The organism is Arcticibacterium sp. SM2516 (assembly GCF_057914865.1).
Genome location: NZ_CP195290.1, coordinates 5,419,483 through 5,443,187 on the forward strand (window position 1 = coordinate 5,419,483; position 23,705 = coordinate 5,443,187).

Below are 23,705 nucleotides of genomic sequence, written 5' to 3' on the forward strand. Positions count from 1 at the left end.
CTTTCGTTTTATAAGACGAATTGCCTTGGGTAAATTTCTAAAGGCCATTTTTTTATGAAGACTAATAGCTCTGTTTGTTTGTTGGGCGGTTCATTTAATTCCTAAATTTGTCATTTTAAAAATGGATATATGGAGGTAATACAAGGTAACATTGTCAATATTTTTGATAACACTATTTACTGGGGAGAGCTAATAGTTAAGGATGGGAGAATTTTTACCATTAAGAACTTTGGCGAGGAAAAGAAGGGAGAGAGCTATCTTTTACCGGGCTTTGTGGATGCCCACGTTCATATAGAAAGCTCTATGCTTAGTCCTGCCTCATTTGGAAGGGTGGCTGTAACCCATGGCACAGTAGGTTCCGTTTCTGACCCCCATGAAATAGCCAACGTTTTAGGTATTGATGGCGTGAAGTACATGGTGGAAGATGCTAAACAAACTCCATTTAAACTGGCTTTTGGTGCTCCATCTTGTGTGCCAGCCACCTCTTTTGAAACTGCTGGTGCAGTCATAGATTCAGAAGTTATTGAAGAGCTTCTTAATATGCCAGAAATTTCTTATTTGGCTGAAATGATGAATTTTCCAGGCGTAATTTTTCAAGACACTGAAGTTTTGAAAAAGCTGGAGATTGCCAAAAGGTTGGGGAAACCAATAGATGGCCATGCTCCCGCAGTTAGGGGTAAAGATGCCTTGCAGTATTTTAGTCATGGTATTAGTACAGATCACGAGTGTTTCACTTTTGAAGAAGCCGAAGAAAAGCTTAAGTTAGGGGTTAAGATATTAATAAGAGAAGGTAGTGCAGCAAAGAATTTCGAAGCCTTGATTCCCTTAGCAAAAGAGTGGTCGCATCAAATGATGTTTTGCTCTGATGATAAACATCCGGACGAACTTTTGACTAGCCATATAAATGCTTTAGTAGCCAGAGCCATTGATGCTGGAGTAGGTCTTTTTGATGTTTTAAGGATGGCATCTTTAAATCCTGTCAAGCATTATTCGCTGCCTATCGGTTTACTTTTAGAAGGTGATCCTGCAGATTTTATTCGGGTAGGAAATTTAAGAGATTTTCATGTTATGGAGACCTATCTTAACGGTACTTTAGTAGCTGAGAATGGGAAAAGTCATCTTCCTGAGACAAAGAGTAAAATTGTCAATAATTTCAATGCTGAAAATCTGAATAAAGAAGATTTAAAAGTGTTCTGCAAAGACCCTTCTAAAAGACTTCGGGTCATAAGAGTAAATGATGGTCAGCTTATTACGGATTCTGTTAAAAAGGATGTAACCCTAGAGGGGAAAGAAGTGATATGCGATGTGGAAGGAGATGTTTTAAAACTTGTAGTTTATAATAGATATCAGAAAAGTAAGGTTTCTGTGGCATTTATTCATGGATTTGGCTTAAAAGCTGGGGCTATCGCCTCTTCTGTGGCCCACGATTCACATAATATTATTGCCGTAGGAGTAGATGATGCAGCCATAGCAGACGCCGTAAATCTGGTGATACGAGAGCGTGGAGGTATTTCTGCTGTTTCTGCCGAGAAAATGGGTATTTTGCCACTACCAATTGCGGGTTTAATGAGTCATAAAAGTGCAGAGGAGGTAGCCCAAGACTACCAGCAGATTGATAGGTTTTCGAAAGAGGTTTTGGGTGCTACATTGAAAGCTCCCTTCATGTCATTATCTTTCATGGCTTTATTGGTTATTCCATCTTTAAAACTTTCTGATAAAGGACTATTTAATGGTCAAAAATTTGAATTTGTAGATTTATTTGAAGCTTAATTATGCCAATAAATATTATTAAAATAGGTGGCAATGTTATCAATGATGACGCCAAATTAGAAAAGTTTCTTTCCTCATTTGCTCAGCTCAAGGGCGATAAAGTTTTGGTACATGGTGGTGGTAAAATAGCCACTAAAATAGCCAATGATTTAGGTATTGAAACCAAAATGGTGGAAGGGAGGAGAATAACCGATGCTCCTATGAGAGATGTGGTGACCATGGTTTATGGAGGCTTAGTGAATAAAAAAATAGTGGCATCTCTTCAATCTAAAGACTGCAATGCCATTGGACTCTCTGGTGCAGATGCCAATCTTATTTCGGCTAAAAAAAGAGAGGTAAACAGTGTTGATTATGGTTTTGTGGGAGACATTGAAAGCGTAAATTCAAATTTTATAGATACGCTTTTAGGTCAGAAAGTTACACCGGTTTTTGCCCCATTAACTTTTGATAAAGAACATGGAATGTTAAATACGAATGCCGATACGCAAGCTTCGGCAATTGCTACGGCTTTGGCAGAAAAGAGGATTGTGAATTTGATATATTGTTTTGAGAAAAAAGGTGTCCTTTCTGATCCTGAAGATGAGAATTCTGTCATAAGGGTGTTAAAGCCAGCTCTTTATGAGGAGTATAAGAAAAGTGGCGTAATTTACGAGGGAATGATTCCGAAATTAGACAATGCTTTTGATGCTATAAACAAAGGCGTTAAGAAAGTTATTATTTGCGAAGCAGATGAGCTTCTTGCAGCTGTGGAAAGAGGAGAGACGGGCACTCAAATTTTAGCTTAGTCTAAAAGTATTCTTACATAGGAATGCGTGAAACCGTCGTACACCTCGTCAAAAAGTAGGAGTGAGTTTCCATTAATTATGAAAGATTGATTAAACCTAGCTCCATTGGTGTATTTGATGAGTGGAATGGAGTCCACAGAAGTGATGGATTTACCCTTTACAATAATATAGTTGGATTCAAATTTCAGTTCGTTGTTAATTACTTCTTGAAACATTCCGTTTGAACCAAAGCTTATCGTTTTTTGATTGTTTTCATCGGCTTTGATGGTAACACCTCCTATTCCTCCGCTAGCACTTTCCCATTGCCAAAGCCCTTCAATAGCTTGTGGCTGTGGCGTTTCTGTCTGGCATGCCAAAAGGCATACAATAAACATCAAAAAAAACATAAAAGTTAACTTTTTCATAGTACTTATAGGACTCCTGGTTCAATAAGATGGTTGGAAATTAGAAACATCCTACATTTGTTTTATGCTAATTGATAATACTTTTTCAGATGGAGCAATAGAACTGCTCAAAAAACTAATTGCGACACCTTCTTTAAGTAGAGAGGAGGAAAATACAGCTTATTTAATTGAGGAATTTTTTAGAGAAAGAAACATTCCCTTTTCTAGACATTTAAATAATGTTTGGGCAAAGAATAAATGCTTTGATAAAGAAAAGCCAACCATCCTTTTAAATAGTCATCATGACACCGTAAAGCCAAACGCATCTTATACCAGAGACCCTTTTTCTCCTGATCTAGAAGAGGATATACTGTATGGTTTAGGCAGTAATGATGCTGGAGGGCCTTTGGTTTCATTGATGGCTACTTTTGAGTATTTTTATCATAGATCTGATTTACATTTTAATCTGCTGTTGGCAGCATCTGCTGAAGAAGAGATTTCTGGGAAGGATGGTATAGAAGCATTGCTTCCAAAATTGCCTGAGATTTCGTTTGGTATTGTGGGAGAGCCCACGAGCTTAGATTTATCTGTGGCTGAGAAAGGTTTGATGGTTTTGGATTGCCTTAGTGTAGGAATACCAGGGCATGCAGCAAGGGAAGAAGGCGTGAATGCGATCTATAAAGCCATGGAAGATATGCTTTGGTTTAAGAATTATAAATTCGCTAAAATATCTGAAACCCTTGGAGAAATGAAAATGTCGCTTACGATAATTAATGCTGGAACCCAGCATAACGTGGTGCCTGATGAATGCAAGTTTACAGTAGATGTGAGGGTTACGGATGCCTATACTTTACACGAAACGTTGGATATTATTAAGGATAATGTTCAGTGCGAGGTGAAGCCTAGATCGGTAAGATTAAATTCTTCAGGAATAGCTCTTAATCATCCTTTAATTCAGGTGGCAAAAAGGCTTAATTATAAAATGTATGGGTCACCCACCCTTTCAGATCAGGCCTTAATGCCTTTTGAAACGGTGAAATTAGGTCCAGGAGATTCTGCTAGATCTCACTCAGCAGACGAATTTATAAGGTTGACGGAAATAAGACAGGGCGTAGATAAGTATTGCCAGCTTTTAGAAGAACTAAATAAAGTACTTTAAGTAAATTTAATATTGAGTTGGTATATTGTTTTAGGCATAATTATTGTTTTTCTATAGAATGTAACTATGTGGCGATAAACAAAGTATAAGAACTTTAATAGTATAATGGAAATTATAAGTAGCTTAAAATCAAGGATTGGCGGAGTAGAAGAAGATAAGATTAGCAAGTTTCTTGGGGAATCCACGGAGGCTGTTAATCGTTCTTTGGGACTGTCTCTAAATGCTATGCTGGGCGGTTTGAAAGAGATTGCTCTAAAGGATGGAGATGCCACAAGAATTTTAAAAGTAATCAATGATGGTGGGCACTCTGGTGACCTTACAGATGATTTGCCAAGGCTTTTCAGCAATCCTGATAAGGTTCAGTTATTGATCACGATTGGTAAAAATATTAATAATCACTTCTTTAATAGCGGATCTGGAGTTTTAACTGATAAAATTGCTGAGTTAGGTTCTATTAGCAAGACTTCTGCATCATCTTTATTGAGTTTATCGGCTCCTTTAATATTAGGGGTTCTAGGGAAACACATAAAGGTGGAAGAACTTAATGCCTCAGGCTTTAATGCTAAATTGCTACAAGAGCCTTTGAGCTTAGATCCTGAAACATCCAAAGTTATGATGAACAGCTTAGGGTTTACGGCCCCGGTGGTTACAGCACCAATTATTAATCTTCCGCAAGCTGAGGTTAAAGAAGAAACTCCAAGAGTGAGGGTGAGGAAAAAAAGAGGAAGATCCAAAGACAAAGAAATTAGAGAAGAAAATTCTGATAGTTCTTTCAACTGGGTAGCTTGGATATTTCTAGCGGTTTTGGGTTTAGCGGCTATTTACTATTCTTTAAAAGATAGATATTTATCTGATTCAGAAAATGAGCAAGTACTAAGTCTTAAAGACTCTGCTTTTTATAAGACAGAGAGCGATATCTTCGATAATCTTAATTCTACCGAAAATTCTAACGCTGATAATGCTGATGCTTTTGGTTCATCAAAAAATGATGGTATCAACGCAGACGCCACCCAAAGTCCTAATAAGCAGGCATCTGCCGCTACGGTTAAAACGGAAAGGATACCACAACCTACGGTGGTAGAGAAAAGAGAAGCCCCAAAGCCATCTGCGGTTTCGCCAAAGGAAAATGTCGTTTCAAGGACTCCTGTTCAGGAGCAAGCAGTACGCGAAGAAAGCGTGGTGACCGACACCAGACCTATGTCTGTAAAACTTAATTCCCGTAATTCTTTTGTAGGTATCAATGGCCTAAGTTTCAGAAATAACGGTGCAGAAGTGCTTAGTAAAGGTGCTCTTACCGATGTGGTAAAATATTTAAAAGAAAATCCGGAAGCCAAAATTCAAGTGGCAGGAACCAGCTCTTCTTCCAGAACGGCAGAAGATAGAGCATATGGTGTTCAGGGGGCTTTATATGAACTCGGCATAAGTGCTTCTAGGATAGAAGTGCTGTCAGGTACTAGAAAAGGAGATGGGCCTGTCGTGGTAAAAATAAAATAAGGATACATTTCAATAAAATTAACAGAAGCTCTCGATGAAAATCGAGAGCTTCTTTAGCTTATTAGCATGATTTTACCACAGATTTGCAACGTCTATGGAGTTATATAGTCCTTTTATTTTATTGGATATAAGCAATATTTTTTATTCTTAATGGTTTATTCCGTAATTCGCAACTCGTTAAATAAACAAACTAAAATACGGAATGAGGAAGTCTTTTTTAGCCTTTATGGGGCTTTTGCTTTCTATTGGAGCGTTCGCTCAGGATCTGACAACGAAAGCAAACTGGTTTAATCTCGATTTTGAGAAAGATGGGGTAAGGGGTATGAGTGTAGAGAAAGCCTATGAAGAGCTTTTGAAAGGTAGAACTTCCAAAACGGTTATTGTAGGGGTAGTAGACTCAGGAGTGGATATAGCTCACGAGGATCTCAAAGATAGAATTTGGGTCAACGAAGGCGAAATCCCAAACAACGGAAAGGATGATGACAATAATGGATTCATTGATGATATCAATGGATGGGATTTTATTGGTGGAGCAGATGGTCAAGACGTGCTTCAAGAGCAGTTGGAGTCCGCTAGATTGTATGTGAAATACAGTAAGCTCTTTGGTGAAAATCCCAAAAAACGCTTGTTGAAAAAATATAGAGAAGAATACAACACTTTTAAGAAAATAAAATCCGAGATAGACGAGAAAAGGAAGGAAGCTGAGCAATATCTTCCTATGTATGAGGGCTTAAAAGAGAACTTTGCCATTACGGAAGAAATTCTTTCTGATGCTCTCGGTACGGAAACCGTCACCAAAAGTCAAGTAGAAGGAATAAATGAGGCAGATGTAGATTTAAGAGTTCGCCAAGCAAAGCAATATTGGCTAAGAATGAATGAGATGGGTGCAAATGCCGCTGGTATTCAAGAGGGGATAGATCATTTTAAAGAGCAGCTTAACTATAATTATAATACCGAGTTTGACGCCAGATCCATTGTAGGAGATAACCCAGACAAACTGGAATATGGTAAATATGGCAATAGTGAGGTGGTGGGCCCTAGAGCCATGCACGGTACGCATGTTTCAGGGATAATAGGAGCCAACAGGAATAATGATTTAGGAGTAAAAGGAGTGGCGAATGATGTTAGAATAATGGTGGTAAGAGCTGTGCCTGGCGGAGATGAAAGAGACAAGGATGTGGCCAATGGTATCAGATATGCGGTAGATAATGGAGCTCAAATAATTAACATGAGTTTCGGAAAACCTTATTCCCCTGAGAAGGAGTGGGTGGACGATGCCATTAAATATGCGGAATCTAAAGGGGTTCTTTTGATTTCTGCTGCTGGGAATGATAATTCGGATATAGATGTCAATATTCATTACCCCACTAAATACTACAAAAATGGTGGTGTCGCATCAAACTGGATAGGTGTGGGTGCTTCGTCTTATGAAGATGCTCCTAAGTTGGTGGCAGACTTCAGCAATTACGGTAAAAATAATGTAGATGTTTTTGCTCCTGGCGTTGCTATTTATAGTACAGAGCCGAACTCTAAGTATGCTGAAAAACAAGGTACCAGTATGGCGGCTCCTGCAGTAGCCGGAGTGGCAGCCTTATTAAAGTCTTATTTCCCTTCTTTAACCGCGGTTCAGTTAAAACAAATTATACTAGACTCTTCCATTAAATTGGGAGATAAAAAGGTAGTCCTTCCTGGCGAATCGGGTATAGGGCTTTTTAGTACTTTGAGTAAAACGGGTGGTGTTGTTAACGCTTATGAGGCTGTAAAAATGGCGATTGAAATGACATCACAACAATAGTTTAAAATAATTTAATGTGAAGCCTCATTGGTGCTATGCCAATGAGGCTTTATTTTTGCGGACTATGAACATTATACTTTTTGAAGACGCAACATACCGTAATCAGCTAAAGCCACTTACGCTCACTAGACCCATTGGCAATCTCCGTTTAGGAATTTTGACCATTAACGAAAAGTGGGAAAAGATTTTTGAAGCCAAAGTCTCCTTTTTAACAGAAAAATATCTGCAAAAGAAATTTGAATACTTTGCGGTTAAAGAAAATATTTATTTGAACTCGTCCTTTCTTCCAACTTTTGGTTTAGTAAAACTTATCAAAGAACTGTCTTTTGGTGAGTGTATTAAATTTAAAGATGAAATAGTGGCATATTCATCAGATAGATTTGGGGATTTTGATACAGATAGGGTGAAGAAGATAAAGCCTAAAGACGTCAGCGTGATTAGGAGCTTGCCAGATCTTTTTATTAAAAATAAACCTGAGATAACCCACGACTTCACTTTAGTTACTAAAAACAGGAAGTCGGAGAAAATAAAGGATCCCTATACCAAAGTATATGCTCCTGAAAACATATTTGTAGAAAAAGGAGCTGACCTTAAAGCGTGTATTCTAAATGCTGAAAACGGACCTATTTATATAGGAAAGAATGCTACAATACAGGAGGGGGCTATTTTGATAGGTCCTGTGGCATTGTGTGAAAATAGCATGGTGGCTTTTGGTGCTAAAATAAGGCCAAATACTACATTGGGTCCATTGAGTAGGGTAGGAGGCGAGGTAGGCAATAGTATTTTCTATGGTTTCAGTAATAAGGCCCATGATGGTTTTCTGGGCAATTCTTATATTGGAGAGTGGTGTAATTTAGGTGCCAACACCAATAACTCTAACCTTAAAAATGATTATAAAGAAGTGAAACTTTATAATTATGATAAGAAATCCATAGTGGAAACGGGTGAGCTATTTTGTGGTACTTTTATGGGAGATTTTACCAAGGCTGGCATTGGTACTATGTTTAATACGGGTACGGTAATAGGTGTTTGTGCCAATGTATTTGGTTCTGGTTTTCAAGAAAAATTCATCCCGTCGTTTACCTGGGGAGGGAAAGCAGAAGGTTATTCTGAGTACAGATACGAGAAAGCCAAAGAAGTAATGAATGCCACCATGGCAAGAAGGGGGATTAAACTTTCTTCTGAAGATGAAAAAATTTTAAAACACATTTTGAAAAACAAACCTTCCGAAATTTAATACATGCGTTTTTCTGACATAATTGGCCTTGACGAGCAAAAAGCTACTTTGATTGCTGCTGTGAAAAAAAATCATGTAGCACATGCTCAGCTATTCCATGGTTCAGAAGGTTCGGGTAATTTGGCTCTGGCTTTGGCTTTTGGAACCTATGTCAATTGTCAAAACCCCACAGAAACAGACTCTTGTGGCAAATGCCCTACATGTTCTAAAATAGATAAACTGGCACATCCTGATGTCTCTTATATTTTTCCTACAGCTGGTGGGAAAAAAGTGCTGTCGGAAAACTTTATGGCGGAGTGGCGTTCTTTTGCACAAGAGAATGTCTATGGTAATTTGACAGATTGGTTGGAGAGGATAGAGATAAAACAAGGTAATATACCTGTAGAAGAAGCTAGAAAATTGATTCAGAACCTGTCTCTTAAATCTTATGAGGGAGGATATAAGTTGGTTTACATTTGGTTGCCAGAGTTATTAAGTATCTCCACGGCCAATGCCATTTTGAAGATTTTAGAAGAACCACCAGAGAAAACTTTCTTTTTGTTGGTTTGCAATAATGCTCAAACCCTATTGACCACTATTCTTTCTAGAGTTCAGCGTTTTTCAGTGCCAAAATTTAAAGATGAAGAGGTTAAATCCTTTTTGTTAAATAAAGGTGTTACAGAAAATAGAGCCAACGAAATAGCCTTATTGGCCAATGGCAATCTTAACAAAGCTTTAAAATTGTCAAATACCAGCGGTGGAAGTGAGCAAGAATGGTTTGCGAACTGGATGCGGTATTGCTATGCATTCAATTTGATGGAGTTAGTTGCTTATTCCGAGGAGTTTGACGCTTTTTCTAAAGAGCAGCAGAAAAACATGTTAGAATATTCATTGACCATATTTAGAGAGATTTTCTTAATGGCAGGTGGCAACGAAAATATGGTGAAACTTCAACAGAACCAGTTAGACTTTGTTAGGAACTTTTCTAAAGTTTTTAATGTGAATAATCTCCAAAAGATGTGTGAGCTTATAGATGAAGGCATCTTTCACATAGAGAGAAACGTGCGAGCAAAGATGGTTTTTCTCGATACGTCTCTTCAATTGGCAAGGCTAATCAAATAATCTTTTATTTTTTGCAATAATTGCCTAGATTGGATGAAATTATTCAATCATATAAAAGAATGGAATCCTTTCACATTAAAGAAACTGCCAAAGAATACGATGTATTGATCGTAGGTTCTGGAGCAGGAGGCGGCATGGCCGCTCATCAACTCACCAAGGCTGGAGCCAAAGTCTGCATGCTTGAAGCAGGTGGATATTATGACCCAGCAGATCCGAAATACATCACCCAGTTAAAGAATCCATGGGAATCTGAAAGACGTGGAGCGAGTAGTAAGTTCAGGAACTTTGGAGACTTTGACGCTGCCTGGGGTGGCTGGCAGTTAGAAGGAGAGCCTTACACACAGAAAGACGGATCTAAATTTAATTGGTTTCGTTCAAGGATGCTTGGGGGAAGGACAAACCACTGGGGAAGAATCTCACTAAGGTTTGGCCCAAAGGATTTTAAAAGAAAAGATATCGATGGTCTTGGTGAAAACTGGCCGATATCTTATGAAGATGTGGCTCCTTATTACGATGAGGTAGAAAAACTTGTAGGCGTTTTTGGGAGCTATGAAGGCTTGAAAGACGACCCAGACAGTATTTTCTTGCCAGCTCCAAAGCCTCGTTTGCACGAGTTGATGTTTATGGAGGCCAATAAAAAAATAGGCGTAACCACTATTCCTTCTAGGTTGTCGATTCTGACTAAACCGATAAACGATGAGCGTGGTCAGTGTTTTTATTGCCGTCAGTGTAACCGTGGTTGCCAAGCCTATGCAGATTTCTCTGCGAGTTCTGTTTTATGTATTCCTGCTGCTAAAACCGGAAACCTGACATTGATTAATAATGCCATGGCCAGAGAGGTATTGACAGATGAAAACGGAAAGGCAATAGGCGTTTCTTATGTGGATAAGCATACAAAAGAAGAAGTAACCATTAAAGCTAAGATTGTTATTTTGGCAGCCAGTGCTTGCGAGTCTTCTAGGTTGTTACTTAATTCTAAATCTTCAAGGTTCCAAAACGGACTAGCCAACTCTTCTGGGGTGGTTGGGAAGTATCTGCATGACTCTACAGGAGCATCTAGAAGTGGTTTTGTGCCAGGCCTTACAGATAGACAAAGATATAATGAAGATGGTGTAGGTGGGCTTCACGTTTACTCGCCATGGTGGTTAGATAACTCCAAATTGGATTTCCCTCGTGGTTACCATATTGAATACGGTGGAGGTATGACACAGCCATCCTATGGTTTTGGTTTTGGTATGGAAAATATCAATGGCAAATTTCCGGATAGGGATGGAAACATGAAAAGAGGTGGAGGTTATGGAGCTTCTTTGAAAGACGACTACAGAAGGTTTTATGGCTCTATGATTCATATGGCTGGTAGAGGTGAAGCGGTGGCGTCTATAGATAATTACTGTGAAATTGACCCTAATGTGGTGGATAAATGGGGTATTCCTGTTTTGAAATTTAATTATAAGTGGAGCGATTACGAGCGTAAGCAGGCCAAACACATGCACGAGACCTTTGAGCAGATTATTGAGTCTATGGGAGGAATAGCAATAGGAAATAAGCCAGATGCAAGCCAAGACTATGGCCTTGCAAACCCAGGTGAAATTATCCATGAAGTAGGTACAGTGAGAATGGGTTCTGATCCAAGCAAATCTGTATTGAATGGCTATAACCAAGCTCATGATGTTAAAAATCTATTTGTGGTAGATGGCGGTGCTTTTGTATCTCAAGCAGATAAAAATCCTACTTGGACTATCTTGGCTCTTTCTATGAGAGCATCTGAGTATATCATGAAGGGAGTTAAAAGCGGTGGTTTATAATTTCCTTGATATTTAAGAATTGAAATGATAAAAGTATGAAAAGAAGAGATGTCTTAAAAAATATAGGTTTAGGAACTGCTGGAGTAGCGGTTTCTGGGAAAGTAATGGCCCAGAGTGAACCAAAGAAAATTATTGAAGAACTGCCTGACTCCAAAAACGGTCAGCTGAAAGAAGAAATTCTGTATGAGCGAAAACTCAAAGCAGAAACCTTTTTTGATAAACACGAAATGGCTACCATAGCTGTTTTGGCCGATATTATTATTCCTGCAGATGGTAAATCTGGTAGTGCCACAGATTCTGGTGTACCGGCTTTTATCGAGTTTATTGTGAAGGATATGCCTCACCATCAAATTCCAATGAGAGGTGGTTTGATGTGGTTAGATCTGGAATGCAATAAGCAGTTTGGTAAAAAGTTTATTAAATTATCTAAATCTGATAAAACCAAGATGTTGGATCAGATAGCCTATCCGCAAGAGGCAAAACCGGAGATGTCTCAAGGGGTAGCTTTTTTTAATAAAATGCGTGACTTGACAGCTACAGGTTTCTTCACATCAGAAATAGGGGTGAAAGATTTGGATTACCGAGGAAACACACCCAATTCTTGGGATGGAGCTCCAGAGGAAGTTTTAAAGAAGCATGGCTTAAGCTATGATAATTGGCGTAAGCATGTTCCTGAAGAAAAGGATTAAGCGGTGTTGAATCTTTTTTAAAGGCTATAATTTCAATGGTGCAGGCGAAAGCTTGTACCATTGTTATATATTTGCGGTTCTCAAAATTTATAAAATTAATGATACGAATTTCCACTTTAGTAATAGTACTTTCTTCTCTATTCCTTATTTCTTGTGATAAGGATAAAGACGGTTTCTCAGGTTCAGAAGCAAGCCAAATAGAGCAATATTTAGAGGCAAAGAATATAATTCCAACAGAGACTACAAGCTCAGGATTGGTATATATTATGGTTAAAGAGAATCCTACTGGTGCAGCTTTGCTTACTGGACAAACAGTGTCCGTTAAGTATGCCGGAAGACTTTTGAATGATGATGAGTTTGACGCTGGTAGCTTTAGCTTTCAGCTGGGAGTAGGTCGGGTAGTAAAAGGTTTTGATGAAGGAATAGCTAAAATGAGAGTAGGAGAAAAAGCCACTATTATTTTTCCTTCTAGCTTAGGCTACGGAAATCAAAACCAAGGTTCTATTCCAAAAAACTCTCCTTTGGTTTTTGACATAGAAATTTTAGGAGCTAAATAAACTTTTATTGAGCAAGCATTGAAACCCAAGAGCAATTATCAGTTTTTGGGTTTTCTTATATCTAGGGTTTCCATTTAATATTGCAGCCCATACTTGGGTACTGAATCTCGGACACATAATCTCCAGCCACCACTGCACGTAAAGCACCTCTTAAGTCTGTACCCGTTAGCGGGACGTCATTGCCAGGGGTGGAGCCATCTAGCCGCCCTCTGTAAACCAGCTTCAGGTCTTTGTTGAAAATATAGAAATCCGGCGTGCAGGCGGCATCATAGGCCTTTGCTATTTCCTGAGATTCGTCGTACAGATAAGGGAAATTATAACTTAGGGCATTTGCTGTTTTAGTCATTTCTTCTGGGCCATCTTCAGGAAAATTGACGATGTCATTGGAACTGATACCCACAAATTTCACGCCTTGTGGTTTGAACTTTGCCACTATTTCTACAATCATAGGGTTCACGTGCTTTACGTATTTACAATGATTGCAGATGAACATAATCACGGTAGCCACATCAGACTTTAAATCACTGAGAGATAGTTTTTCGCCAGACACAGTATCTGGTAATGTAAAGTCGGGAGCGATAGTGCCAATCGGCAACATTTTTGATTCTGTGCGTGCCATAAATTCTTCTTTTATCAAAAATAAGGATTCCATTTAAATGAATAAATAAAATGGGAAGCTTCTGTCTATTTGGTTCAATTATCAAATCAATATTCTAATTTTGCGTTATGGATTTTGAAAAAATAATTGATAGCCGCTTCTTTGAATTTTCGGTTTCTATAATTGCCATAATGGGATTTATTGTTCTAAGAGTGATATCAAGAGGCTTAATTAGAAAACAGGAAAAAAAACATGGCTTAGATAGAGCGAGGTCTATTTATGCCAATAAGTTTTTTGACATTTCTTGGCTGGCTTTTTTGCTTTTAGCATTCGGCTTTATTTGGAATGTTTCGTTTAAAGGAATTTTCGCATCTTTTTTTGCGGTAGCTGGGGTAGCTCTTTTTGCCTCTTGGTCTATGCTGAGTAACATCACGGCATCGGTCTTATTATTTTTTAATTTCCCTTTTAAAATCGGCTCTAAAATAAAAATCCTAGATGGCGATAACTCTGTAACGGGAATTGTAAAGGATATAACTTTTTTTGCTATTCAGATTAAGTTAGAAGATGGTGACTTGGTGTCTTATCCTAATAATGTCGCCATTCAGAAACCCATCATCCAGATGACCAATAGGCCTCTTAAAAAGAAAGAGGTAGATACAGAAGAGCAATAATCGGGTTCTTTCTTCTCGTCTTAGCGTTTACTTTTGTTTCCATAATAGCAGTATCATATGAGAGAACAAGAGCACTTAAATTACAAAAGGGTAGCAGAGGCTATTGGTTACATTCAGCTAAACTTCAAATCTCAGCCAAGTTTAGACATGGTGGCGGAAAAAGTCAACCTAAGTCCATTTCATTTTCAAAGGCTTTTTAAAGAGTGGGCGGGTGTTACACCAAAGAAGTTTCTTCAGTATATATCTGTAAATCACGCTAAATCTATATTAGCAGCAAATAGCCAAAGTCTGTTTGATACCGCCGAAGATCTAGGCTTATCTGGTACAGGAAGGCTCCACGATTTGTTTGTCAATATTGAAGGTATGACGCCTGGCGAATATAAGAATGGGGGTGAAAATCTTACTATAAATTATAGCTACGCCAATTCTAAATTTGGCCCAGTGCTAACGGCCTCTACCTCAAAAGGACTGTGTTATATGGGGTTTTCGGATGAAAGTAATTCGGCTTTTAAAGAACTGACAGACCGATTTCCAAATGCTGCTTACCAAAATGAGAGGGATGGTTTTCAAGAAAGTGCCTTAGGGGTTTTTGAAGAAGATTGGTCAAAAATGAATAAGGTAAAACTTCATTTAAAAGGAACAGCTTTCCAGTTAAAAGTTTGGGAAGCCTTATTGAAGATTCCAGCAGGTAAGCTTTCAACCTATGGTATTATAGCACATCAAATAGACAAACCAAAAGCTGCCAGAGCAGTAGGAACCGCAATAGGTGGAAACCCAATTGCGTTTTTGATACCATGTCACAGAGTTATTCAGTCAAGCGGCGTTTTCGGAGGATACATGTGGGGGCCAAACAGAAAAACGGCCATCATAGGCTGGGAAGCAGCCCAAAGAGAAGTGGAGTAGTATATTAAAATAGGAGGCAATAAATCCTTATATCGCCCCATACTGTCGGAGTACTGTTAAAAGAAGGGCGATGTTATTTGTAACAAAAAATGCTAAGCTTTTAAAAGTACGAGTTTATGGGGTGTTGGCTTTTTTGATTACTATTTTGCCCAACAAAAAAGTAATGCCCGTAGGGCAGTACAATGAAGAACTAATATTAGACCATGTTAAAATGAAAATAATGGATGCTTCCATAAATTTTTTACCCCAAGAAGGAATAGTAAACTACCACGGTAAAGTGCTTGCCGAAGAAAAGAGCGTTGAACTACTAAAATACCTATTAGAAGAAATTCCTTGGAAAAACGACGAGGCTATCATATTCGGAAAACATATCATCACCAAAAGGAAAGTAGCTTGGTATGCCGATGTCGATTACCCTTATCAGTATTCAAACACCACAAAAGTGCCTCTAAGATGGACGCCAGAATTATTGACTTTGAAACAGCTAGCGGAAGCAAAATGTGGTGTGGAATTTAATTCATGTTTGCTGAATCTTTATCACGATGGTGACGAAGGGATGGGATGGCACCGGGACGACGAGAAAACCTTAGTATTAGACGCTCCAATAGCTTCTATGAGTTTTGGAGCAGAAAGAAGGTTTGATTTGAGGCATATTGCTACCAAAGAGAAAGTTCAAATATTCTTGGAATCAGGCAGCCTTTTGGTCATGGCGGGTAATACGCAAACGTACTGGCATCACGCCTTGCCTAAATCCAAGAAAATTAAAACCCCAAGGGTTAATTTGACCTTTCGATGTATGGAGATTGTCTAAATCTCCTATAACACCTGCAGGTCGACTGGCATTTGACCGATTCGAAACAAATACCTAATATAAACTTATAGCGTAGCCGCCAAACCACCATCCACTGGTAAATTCACGCCATTGATAGAGAAAGCTGCCGGAGAGGCTAAAAACGCCACTGCAGCGGCTACTTCTTCAGGTGTCGCAAAACGCCCAGAAGGAACATTAGCTTCCATTTCTTGCTCTAATTTTTCAATGGATTTGTTTTCATTTTTAGCTCGCATTTCATTTACTTGAGCTAGTCTACCCGTTTTGGTGTAGCCAGGTAAAACATTATTGACCGTGATGCCGGTATGACTTAATTCCTTTGATAAAGTTTTGGCCCATGCCGCCACTGCCCAACGGATGGTATTTGAAACACCCAAGCCTATGATAGGCTGTTTTACAGAAATAGAGATAATGTTGATAATCCTACCAAACTTCTCGGCTTTCATGAAAGGAACTACGGCCTGAGTAATAATTTGGTTGATAACGAGATGTTGCTCAAAAGTCTCTTGAAACTTCTCTGGGGCTTCTTCTAAAATAGCTCCGCCACTCGGACCGCCAGTATTGTTTACTAAAATATGAAACTGACATTTATTAGTAGCCAATGCGGCTTCCACACTTTTTCTGTCTGTAAAGTCTGCTACTAGAAATCTATGCTTTTGTCCTTTAGAAATATCTAAAAGAGCAACTTTTTGTTTTAGCTTCTCTTTATTACGAGCAAACAACCAAACATTGGCTCCCATTTTTGCCAATTCTACGGCCGATGACCAACCAATTCCGTCTGAACTACCACAGACCAAAGCGTACTTATTTTTCAGATTCAAATTCATGGCGGGAAATTACGAATTCGATTTGAGGAATGGTAGTTTTATTTACTCCATTACGAGTTTGAACCCATGAATCTTTTCAGTTCGAGCGTAGGCGAGAACAGTCTCACCAATTCCAAGTAATAGGTTCTCGACTATCGCTCGAGCTGACAGAGGAGTAAATTAAAATATCACCAACGATGTTAAATTTTGACTAGAAATACTCCCTTCTTTGTAACAGGCATACCAGTCACCAGCGTTTGGGATATTCACCATATCTTTTTCGGCAGCTTTTGCGGCGTCTTTAGACTCCCAAGAAACGATGTCGGTATAGCTACCATTGCTATTGGTATTAATTTCCCATTGGATAAAACCCGGCTGCATTTTCATCCAGTCGTTCACTATTTGTCCTGCCACTTTTAAGAGCTGCTCTTCAGAAACGTTTTCTGCTAATTCGTAAGTAATGATGTCTTTGTACATAAGTTTTAATTTATAAGATGCTAATTAAACCAAACCGCATACCGCTCTCTCCTTAAGTTCAAAGCTACATTTTCTTCAAGCTTCAAAGCTTCGGCACGTGTATTTACAGGCTCAATATGATTGTAAAGGCTTGGCCTAAGATACATGCCGTATTTCTGAACAATGTTGGCTGATAGTTTGTGCCCCTTTTTGTTTCGAAAGCCCGTTTTATGTTGAAGAAATCGCTCTTTGGGTGTTTTGCTAGTCATACCTACATATAAACATTCCAACACCCCATTGAACTGAGGATTGGCTTCACGAAACTTAGCGTTAAGTGTAAATACCTTTTTGTTTAATTCTATGACGTAAACTTGGTAAGTGACTTTTGGCATGCTTTAAGAAATAAGTTTATTTCTTGGCCAATTTCGCACCGATCCAAGCCATAGGCAAATAAGCTAGAACTACGTCTAAAGCATTAAACCACATAGGCGAACCCGGCAGCATTTGAATGTTCATGACACCGCCAATGAGAAAGAAAAAACCGATAGTCATGGCCATTTGAGTCTGACGAGTAGCGGCTATTTTGGCAGTAACAAAAGCTCCTGCCAGCGTTCCTAGTGCATGAGCCAAAAAAGGAAATATAAAATGTTTTGGCTGCATGAATGGCATGGTAGACATTAAGCCATCCATGGTGGTGATGTCTGTACCGTTTGGAGATGGAATAAGCATAGGGCCCGCCATCACCAGACCCATATTTATGGCACTGCCTACTATTACGCCAGCTACTACGCCCAAGATATTTTTAAGAATGGGGTTCATGTTTCGGGGAGATTATTTCTGTAAATTATAAAAACTCAAGCAAACCTCACTCATTTATTCCTCAATATTTGGAGCATTGGGTTTAGCCATTAGACCAATAGCCATAATGATGGCCGTCAAAATGATGATTTGAATAATCAAGGAATTATTGACGAAAACAATGGTATTCTCAGGCTTAATAGAAATGAACAAAAGTATGGTAATAAGTCCTCTAGGGGCAATGTAAACCAAGGGAGTTAAATCAAACTTTGATATTTTAAGCTGAACAGCCCGAAGTAGAAATACTATGGCCACAATGCCAGCAGCCCAATATATCGTATCTGGGTTCAAGATTTCGGAGGTTTTAATCATGTAACCAAAAAGTATAAAAAACAGGGATCTAACTAAGAAAGCACCTTCAATAGTAAGTTCTTCGAACCTTTTAATCTCATTTTTTAAGTTGTCAGTTTTAACATTCTTAAACCATTTTATTTTTTCGAATTGCTGAAGGTTTCCTATGGCCAAACCAAATAAAAGAATGAAGAGCAGAGCTGGAAGGTGGTATGATTTCAGAACAGCATATGCCAGTACTATCAAAAGAATGATAGGAACAAACTTGACATGATGCTCTATTCTGCTTAGTAAAAGTGAAAGGCCTATAGTTCCAATGATAGACACCACAAGCATGATTAACAAATGCAGTCCGAAGTTGGCTACGGAAGCAAGTCCTATGGTTTCGTTAAAAGCAATGAAATTGAAAAATAGAATACCTAAGATATCAGAAAAGCTACTCTCATAAACCACAAATTCCTTTTCTCCTGAATCCAAGTTTATAACACTAGGAATGGCAATGGCACTGCTGATAACGCATAACGGAATGGCGTTAATGAGTCCAGTTTTAAAAGAGTAGTCACCAAAATATTGAAAGCCGTAGGCTAATATGAAAGCCAGTAAAATCATGGGTATAAATGCACCAAGGACTGATTTCTTAAGCAAGCCAATCTTGGACGAATTTAGTTTTAGTTCTAAGGAACCTTCCAAAACGATGAGGATTAACCCAATAGTGGCCAGAACGGGTAAGAGTGTGGAAAAGTCCACCAAGCTAAAGCCTAAGAAGATGGTTACTTCTTTGATTCCCCAGCCTAAAAGCAATAAAAATATAACCGATGGTATTTTGGTTTTTGCCGAGGTGATGTCAAACAAATAGGCAATCAACAATATCGAGCAAAACGCAATCAGGATAGTGGCTGTCATTTATCTGTATTTATAGGTTTCGTTTGTTGTGAAAATGTAAACTTGAATTAAATACAAAATAGCTACGATTGTATGGTAATAACGTATTCTTTTTGGCTTAGAGCGTTTGTCTTTTTGCTTAAATAGAGGTTGTTTCTTAGGTCGGCTCAACTGAAGCTACATATCGAGAATAGTCTTAGAGTTTCAAAATTTTCTGAGTCCCACTGACCGAGACTCAGAAAATGGAGGGTTTAAGCAATCCAAAGTGGATTCTACCCCTTAGCAGTCTTACTTGGCCTAACTTCAATCTTACTCGGCAGTGTTCTAGCTGGCATTTTGATTAGGTCAGAAACAATTTGACCAATATCTTCTGGCTGTATTTTCCATGCATCTGCCTCAGATGGTGTATGACCCGCAAAGTACGTAGACACAGAACCCGGCATAATGGTAGTTACTTTAATATCGTCATTTCTTACATCCATCATCATAGCTTGGGAGAAACCAACCGCTCCAAATTTTGAAGCATTATATGCTGCTCCTTGAGCAAAGAAATTTGTTCCAGCTAAACTGGAAATGGTAATGAAATATCCTTTGGTAGCTTTTAAAGCATCCAAGCTGGCTTTGGCGGAGAAAAATAAACCCGTAAGGTTAATGTCAATGGTTTCTTGCCATTGTTCGGCAGTCATTTCTTGGATTGGAGCAAAATGTCCTACACCTGCATTTGCAATAAAATAATCTAGCTGTCCCCAAGTGTCTAAAACTTGTTTCACAGCCGCCTCCTGAGAAGCAAAATCTTTTACATCAGAAACTATACCAATAGCAAATCCTTCTTTTATCTTGTTTAGAGCTTCAGTAGCTTCTTTTACATCTGTTTCCGTTCTGGCGGTGATGGCTACTTTGATGCCGTCATTGATTAGTTTTTCGGCCACGCCGTATCCTATTCCTTTACTTCCGCCTGTTATAAGTGCTGTTTTCATCATAATTGTTTGTGAGTATTAATGTCTAGTTATATTAGAATAACAGATATTTGATATTAGTTCCTTTTGACTGCGATTAGTGATTAGCAGTTAGCAAAGTTCGAAAGGCTAACATTAAACCTAATATCTAAAAACAAATATCCAATATTGAGATTACCTCAATTTCCCTAAAGGCCTTCTCCCACTTCCTTCTATGCCGGTAATTTCGTCACCCAAGTCCGCCCTTACTTTTTCAGCATACGCTTGTAGTTCTTTCACTATTTCTGGGTGCTGTCGCTGTACGTCGTATTCTTCTCCAGCATCTCTTCTTAAGTCATAGAGAGCTAGAGGTTCTTCATGTTGCTCTGTGTTTGGTCCTGGGTAGCCGTCATTGCCAGGTAAAAATCCCTCGTAAGTTCTTCCTGTATGTGGTAAAACCAACTTCCAATGGTCTTTTCTCACTGCCTCTAGATTATTTTTACGATAATAGTAGGCGAAGAACTCTCTAGGTTTAGCGTCCATATTTCCCGCTAGAATTTCAGATAAGTTGACGCCGTCAATCTTGTGCTTCGGAAGTGAGGCTCCCGTTATTGAAGCAAGGGTAGGGAAAATGTCAATGGTAGAGCTTAGTTGATTACATATCATTCCGGCAGGCACTTGACCTTTCCATCTCATGATGCCTGGTACTCTTTGACCGCCTTCGTAACTCACGCCTTTTCCTTCTCTCAAGCCACCGGTAGATCCTGCATGGTTCCCGTAATTTATCCATGGACCATTATCGCTCGTGAAAATCACCAAGGTGTTATCGTCCAATCCTTGATTTTTTAATTCCTTCATTATTTCACCTACCGACCAGTCGATTTCCATCATTAAGTCGGCATACAAACCCTGACCACTTTTACCTTTAAATTTAGAAGATACGTCTATGGGCACGTGCGGCATGGTGTGCGGTACATATAGGAAAAAAGGCTTTTTAGCATTTCTTTTGATGAAATCGGTCGCCTTCTCAGTGTAAAGGGTGGTTAGCTCTGCCTGAGCTTCCAAGGTTTCTATCGCTTTAACTTCTTCGTTTCCTTCTATCAAATGGAGCGTAGGCCAGTGTTCCTTAAAAGTTCCTGTCTCATGTTTTCCATTATACCAAATTGGCCACATGTCATTAGAGTAGGCTAAGCCTGTGTATTCGTCAAAACCGTGTTGCAAAGGCAAAAACTGTTTTTCATGTCCTAGATGCCATTTACCAAAAATTGCAGTGGCGTAGCCTTTTTGTTTTAGCATTTCTGCCATAGTCGTCTCTTGGTCGGCTATTCCTACACCAGCATTGGGGAAAAACGCTCCTGAAACACCTATTCTGTTGGGATATGTCCCAGTCATTAAGCCCGCTCTAGATGCTGAGCAAACGGCCTGAGCACTCAAGAAATTAGTAAATCGAATGCCTTCTGCCGCTAAGCGGTCAATGTTTGGGGTGCGATAAGTGCTGGCACCGTAACAACTGAGGTCACCATAGCCCATGTCGTCCATAAAAATCAGGACAATATTCGGTGTTTTTGGAGCTTTGAATGAAACCGCACTCTGAAGTAAACATGCGATGGGAAGTAAGAAAAGAAGTTTTTTCATTTTTTGGGTTTGGTTGAAGTATGTGGCAATTTAAGCAAGGAGAAGTTGATATGGAAGTTTTAACTTGGTCAATGATTCAATCGCTCAACGATGATACAATGATGTAATGAATAGAATAATTCAAAGCTCAATGATGGAATGTTTCAATGTTGCGAGGATAGAATGATTCGATGATTCATCGAGACCTTGTTGCGTATGATTCTGTTCTTGCAGAATTTAGCTTTTGATTAACAGGAGTCTTAAAATAATAAGCTAAAAAATACGTACTTTTGCAGCCCAAAAATTATCAAGAAAATAGATGTCAGTACGCGTACGTTTTGCTCCAAGTCCTACAGGCCCACTTCATATTGGTGGCGTAAGAACAGCCCTTTATAATTATCTTTTTGCCAAGAAAAATGGTGGTCAGCTTATCCTTAGAATAGAAGATACCGACCAAGCAAGATATGTGGAAGGTGCAGAAGAGTACATTGTTGAGAGCTTGGCTTGGTTAGGAATAAACTTTGACGAAGGTCCAAAAGAAGGCCCAGATGCTCCGTACCGACAGTCTGAAAGAAAAGACCTTTACCAAAAACACGCTCAGATATTAATAGATTCTGGTAAAGCATACTATGCATTTGACACGGCGGAAGAGCTGGCCGAAATGCGTAAAGAATTGGAAGATGCAAAAGTGGATAACCCATCTTATAATTCGGTTACTCGAATGAAGATGAGAAATTCAATTACCCTTGGGGCTGAAGCTAGCAAAGCATTGATTGATAGTGGTACTCCTTATGTTATACGTCTTATGGTGCCCTTGAAAGAAGAAATTCGTTTTCAGGATGCCATTCGAGACTGGGTGGTAGTGCATTCTTCTACCATAGACGATAAGGTGCTTTTAAAAGCCGACGGTATGCCTACTTACCATTTGGCCAATATTGTGGATGATCATGAAATGAGAATCACCCATGTTATTAGAGGAGAGGAGTGGTTGCCATCTGCACCGCTTCATATTTTACTTTATAAAGCATTTGGTTGGGAGCATCCTAAATTTGCTCACTTACCATTATTACTTAAACCAGAAGGTCCAGGAAAATTAAGTAAAAGAGATGGTGATTTAGGTGACTTTCCTGTATTCCCTACGGAGTGGAATGATGGAAAAGGAGAGGTTTCTCGAGGATTTAGAGAAGATGGATATTTGCCAGAGGCTGTACTGAATTTCTTGGCTTTATTAGGTTGGAACCCAGGGACAGAGCAAGAAGTTTTCAGTTTGGATGAACTGGTTCAAGCCTTTTCTTTAGATAGAATTAATAAATCAGGTGCTCGTTTTGATGTGGCTAAAGCCAAATGGTTTAATCAGCTTTACATTAAAGAGATGAATGATGCCGATTTGATAGCCAAGGTAAACGAAAAGCTGAATGATGAAAGTTTGGCCGCTAACTTGGTCAAGTTAAATAAAGATAGAGTCACTTTTGTGGAAGAAATAGTGACGCTAGTTCCTTACCTTTTTGAAGCTCCTTCTGTTTTTGATGAGCAAGTGGCTAGCAAAGCTTGGAATGATATAGCGAAGCAAGGAATGCCTGTAATTATAGCATTAGTGAACGGTATGTCAGTGGCAGACTTTAAGTCAGAAGCGATTCATAATACGCTTTGGGAAGGCTTAGCCGCCAAAGAAATCAAGCCAGGTAAAGTAATGCAAGCACTAAGGTTGGCTTTAACTGGCGAAGGAAAGGGACCAGATTTGATGCTGATGTTAGAAATTTTAGGCAAAGAAGAGGTAGTCGAAAGAATTCAGACTGCATTGGATAAACTAGGAGCTTAAAAACAGAAAGTAGAATAAATCCTTATATCATAATTTGCTGTTTGATAGATCGAGAATAAATTTTGTAGCTTTTTTTGGAGGAATGACTCTCGATTTTTTGCTATAACAATGAATGCCCGTACTGTAGGATAATGACAAATACGGCTCTAGTTCGAGTTTTAAAATAATTTGGGATATAATTTCCCACTCATCAACCAAAAGGAACTCACCATCATAATTTATGTTATGTCGGTGAGTTTTTTTATATTTTAGTCTTAACATTATTCAA

General features: G+C 38.9%; 23 protein-coding genes. 14 read left to right on the forward strand and 9 right to left on the reverse strand.

Features of this window, described 5'->3' with window-relative positions; translation table 11 throughout:
• The first annotated feature begins 129 nt into the window (after nt 1–129).
• Both ade and argB read left to right on the forward strand, forming a co-directional pair.
• Nucleotides 130–1,770: an adenine deaminase gene (gene ade / locus ACSBFT_RS22090; protein WP_489602462.1), complete on the forward strand. Its 1,641-nt coding sequence runs from the start codon at nt 130–132 to the stop codon at nt 1,768–1,770.
• Between the two features lie 2 nt (nt 1,771–1,772).
• Nucleotides 1,773–2,555 (forward strand): acetylglutamate kinase, encoded by a 783-nt coding sequence (argB, locus tag ACSBFT_RS22095; RefSeq protein ID WP_463048799.1) that lies wholly within the window; start codon nt 1,773–1,775, stop codon nt 2,553–2,555.
• Here the strand turns inward: argB and ACSBFT_RS22100 are convergent.
• Entirely contained in the window at nt 2,552–2,959 is a 408-nt protein-coding gene (locus ACSBFT_RS22100) for a hypothetical protein (protein WP_489602463.1), read from the reverse strand. The genes argB and ACSBFT_RS22100 overlap by 4 nt on opposite strands.
• 64 nt (nt 2,960–3,023) lie before the next feature.
• On the opposite strand from ACSBFT_RS22100, the gene ACSBFT_RS22105 reads away from it, so the two are divergent.
• The 8 genes from ACSBFT_RS22105 (at nt 3,024) to ACSBFT_RS22140 (ending at nt 12,775) form a co-directional block, all read left to right on the forward strand.
• A complete protein-coding gene (locus tag ACSBFT_RS22105) occupies nt 3,024–4,097 on the forward strand; it encodes a M20 family metallo-hydrolase (protein WP_489602464.1) in 1,074 nt (357 codons plus the stop codon).
• 105 nt (nt 4,098–4,202) lie between these two features.
• A complete protein-coding gene (locus ACSBFT_RS22110) occupies nt 4,203–5,591 on the forward strand; it encodes a DUF937 domain-containing protein (protein WP_489602465.1) in 1,389 nt (462 codons plus the stop codon).
• Between the two features lie 202 nt (nt 5,592–5,793).
• Complete coding sequence (locus tag ACSBFT_RS22115) at nt 5,794–7,386, forward strand: S8 family peptidase (protein ID WP_489602466.1); 1,593 nt, start codon at nt 5,794–5,796, stop codon at nt 7,384–7,386.
• Between the two features lie 64 nt (nt 7,387–7,450).
• Nucleotides 7,451–8,623, forward strand: a complete 1,173-nt coding sequence (locus ACSBFT_RS22120) for a putative sugar nucleotidyl transferase (RefSeq protein WP_489602467.1) — start codon at nt 7,451–7,453, stop codon at nt 8,621–8,623.
• A 3-nt stretch (nt 8,624–8,626) separates the two neighbouring features.
• Entirely contained in the window at nt 8,627–9,724 is a 1,098-nt protein-coding gene (locus ACSBFT_RS22125; protein WP_489602468.1) for a DNA polymerase III subunit, read from the forward strand.
• A 59-nt stretch (nt 9,725–9,783) separates the two neighbouring features.
• Entirely contained in the window at nt 9,784–11,529 is a 1,746-nt protein-coding gene (locus ACSBFT_RS22130; RefSeq protein ID WP_463048806.1) for a GMC family oxidoreductase, read from the forward strand.
• A 35-nt stretch (nt 11,530–11,564) separates the two neighbouring features.
• Nucleotides 11,565–12,218, forward strand: coding sequence for a gluconate 2-dehydrogenase subunit 3 family protein (locus ACSBFT_RS22135; protein WP_489602469.1), 654 nt, complete (start codon nt 11,565–11,567; stop codon nt 12,216–12,218).
• Nucleotides 12,219–12,316: 98 nt separating this feature from the next.
• Nucleotides 12,317–12,775 carry an FKBP-type peptidyl-prolyl cis-trans isomerase gene (locus ACSBFT_RS22140; RefSeq protein WP_463048808.1) on the forward strand — a complete coding sequence of 153 codons (459 nt, stop codon included), beginning with the start codon at nt 12,317–12,319 and terminating at the stop codon, nt 12,773–12,775.
• Nucleotides 12,776–12,836: 61 nt separating this feature from the next.
• Here the strand turns inward: ACSBFT_RS22140 and ACSBFT_RS22145 are convergent, their stop codons facing one another.
• Nucleotides 12,837–13,394 (reverse strand): thioredoxin family protein, encoded by a 558-nt coding sequence (locus tag ACSBFT_RS22145; RefSeq protein ID WP_463048809.1) that lies wholly within the window; start codon nt 13,392–13,394, stop codon nt 12,837–12,839.
• A gap of 107 nt (nt 13,395–13,501) precedes the next feature.
• Here ACSBFT_RS22145 and ACSBFT_RS22150 point away from each other — a divergent pair, with 107 nt between their 5' ends.
• The 3 genes from ACSBFT_RS22150 (at nt 13,502) to ACSBFT_RS22160 (ending at nt 15,758) form a co-directional block, all read left to right on the forward strand.
• Nucleotides 13,502–14,044, forward strand: coding sequence for a mechanosensitive ion channel domain-containing protein (locus ACSBFT_RS22150; RefSeq protein ID WP_463048810.1), 543 nt, complete (start codon nt 13,502–13,504; stop codon nt 14,042–14,044).
• A gap of 57 nt (nt 14,045–14,101) precedes the next feature.
• Nucleotides 14,102–14,947 carry a bifunctional helix-turn-helix domain-containing protein/methylated-DNA--[protein]-cysteine S-methyltransferase gene (locus tag ACSBFT_RS22155; protein WP_489602470.1) on the forward strand — a complete coding sequence of 282 codons (846 nt, stop codon included), beginning with the start codon at nt 14,102–14,104 and terminating at the stop codon, nt 14,945–14,947.
• A gap of 70 nt (nt 14,948–15,017) precedes the next feature.
• The gene (locus tag ACSBFT_RS22160; RefSeq protein WP_489602471.1) at nt 15,018–15,758 is read left to right on the forward strand and encodes an alpha-ketoglutarate-dependent dioxygenase AlkB family protein; all 741 of its coding nucleotides are present in this window, start codon (nt 15,018–15,020) and stop codon (nt 15,756–15,758) included.
• Nucleotides 15,759–15,823: 65 nt separating this feature from the next.
• On the opposite strand, the gene ACSBFT_RS22165 is transcribed toward ACSBFT_RS22160, so the two are convergent.
• The 7 genes from ACSBFT_RS22165 to ACSBFT_RS22195 all read right to left on the reverse strand — a co-directional run bounded on the left by ACSBFT_RS22165 (nt 15,824) and on the right by ACSBFT_RS22195 (nt 21,639).
• On the reverse strand, nt 15,824–16,603 hold the full coding sequence (locus tag ACSBFT_RS22165) for an SDR family oxidoreductase (RefSeq protein WP_463048813.1): 780 nt from the start codon (nt 16,601–16,603) through the stop codon (nt 15,824–15,826).
• Between the two features lie 159 nt (nt 16,604–16,762).
• Nucleotides 16,763–17,059: a hypothetical protein gene (locus ACSBFT_RS22170; protein ID WP_463048814.1), complete on the reverse strand. Its 297-nt coding sequence runs from the start codon at nt 17,057–17,059 to the stop codon at nt 16,763–16,765.
• 20 nt (nt 17,060–17,079) lie between these two features.
• On the reverse strand, nt 17,080–17,430 hold the full coding sequence (locus ACSBFT_RS22175; protein WP_463048815.1) for a hypothetical protein: 351 nt from the start codon (nt 17,428–17,430) through the stop codon (nt 17,080–17,082).
• 16 nt (nt 17,431–17,446) lie between these two features.
• The gene (locus ACSBFT_RS22180) at nt 17,447–17,857 is read right to left on the reverse strand and encodes a hypothetical protein (RefSeq protein WP_463048816.1); all 411 of its coding nucleotides are present in this window, start codon (nt 17,855–17,857) and stop codon (nt 17,447–17,449) included.
• Nucleotides 17,858–17,911: 54 nt separating this feature from the next.
• On the reverse strand, nt 17,912–19,090 hold the full coding sequence (locus ACSBFT_RS22185) for a cation:proton antiporter (RefSeq protein WP_463048817.1): 1,179 nt from the start codon (nt 19,088–19,090) through the stop codon (nt 17,912–17,914).
• Nucleotides 19,091–19,341: 251 nt separating this feature from the next.
• Complete coding sequence (locus ACSBFT_RS22190; protein WP_489602472.1) at nt 19,342–20,049, reverse strand: SDR family oxidoreductase; 708 nt, start codon at nt 20,047–20,049, stop codon at nt 19,342–19,344.
• A gap of 150 nt (nt 20,050–20,199) precedes the next feature.
• Complete coding sequence (locus tag ACSBFT_RS22195; protein ID WP_489602473.1) at nt 20,200–21,639, reverse strand: sulfatase family protein; 1,440 nt, start codon at nt 21,637–21,639, stop codon at nt 20,200–20,202.
• Between the two features lie 298 nt (nt 21,640–21,937).
• Between ACSBFT_RS22195 and gltX the strand changes: the two genes are divergently transcribed.
• Nucleotides 21,938–23,437 carry a glutamate--tRNA ligase gene (gene gltX, locus ACSBFT_RS22200; protein WP_489602474.1) on the forward strand — a complete coding sequence of 500 codons (1,500 nt, stop codon included), beginning with the start codon at nt 21,938–21,940 and terminating at the stop codon, nt 23,435–23,437.
• Nucleotides 23,438–23,705: the final 268 nt, after the last annotated feature.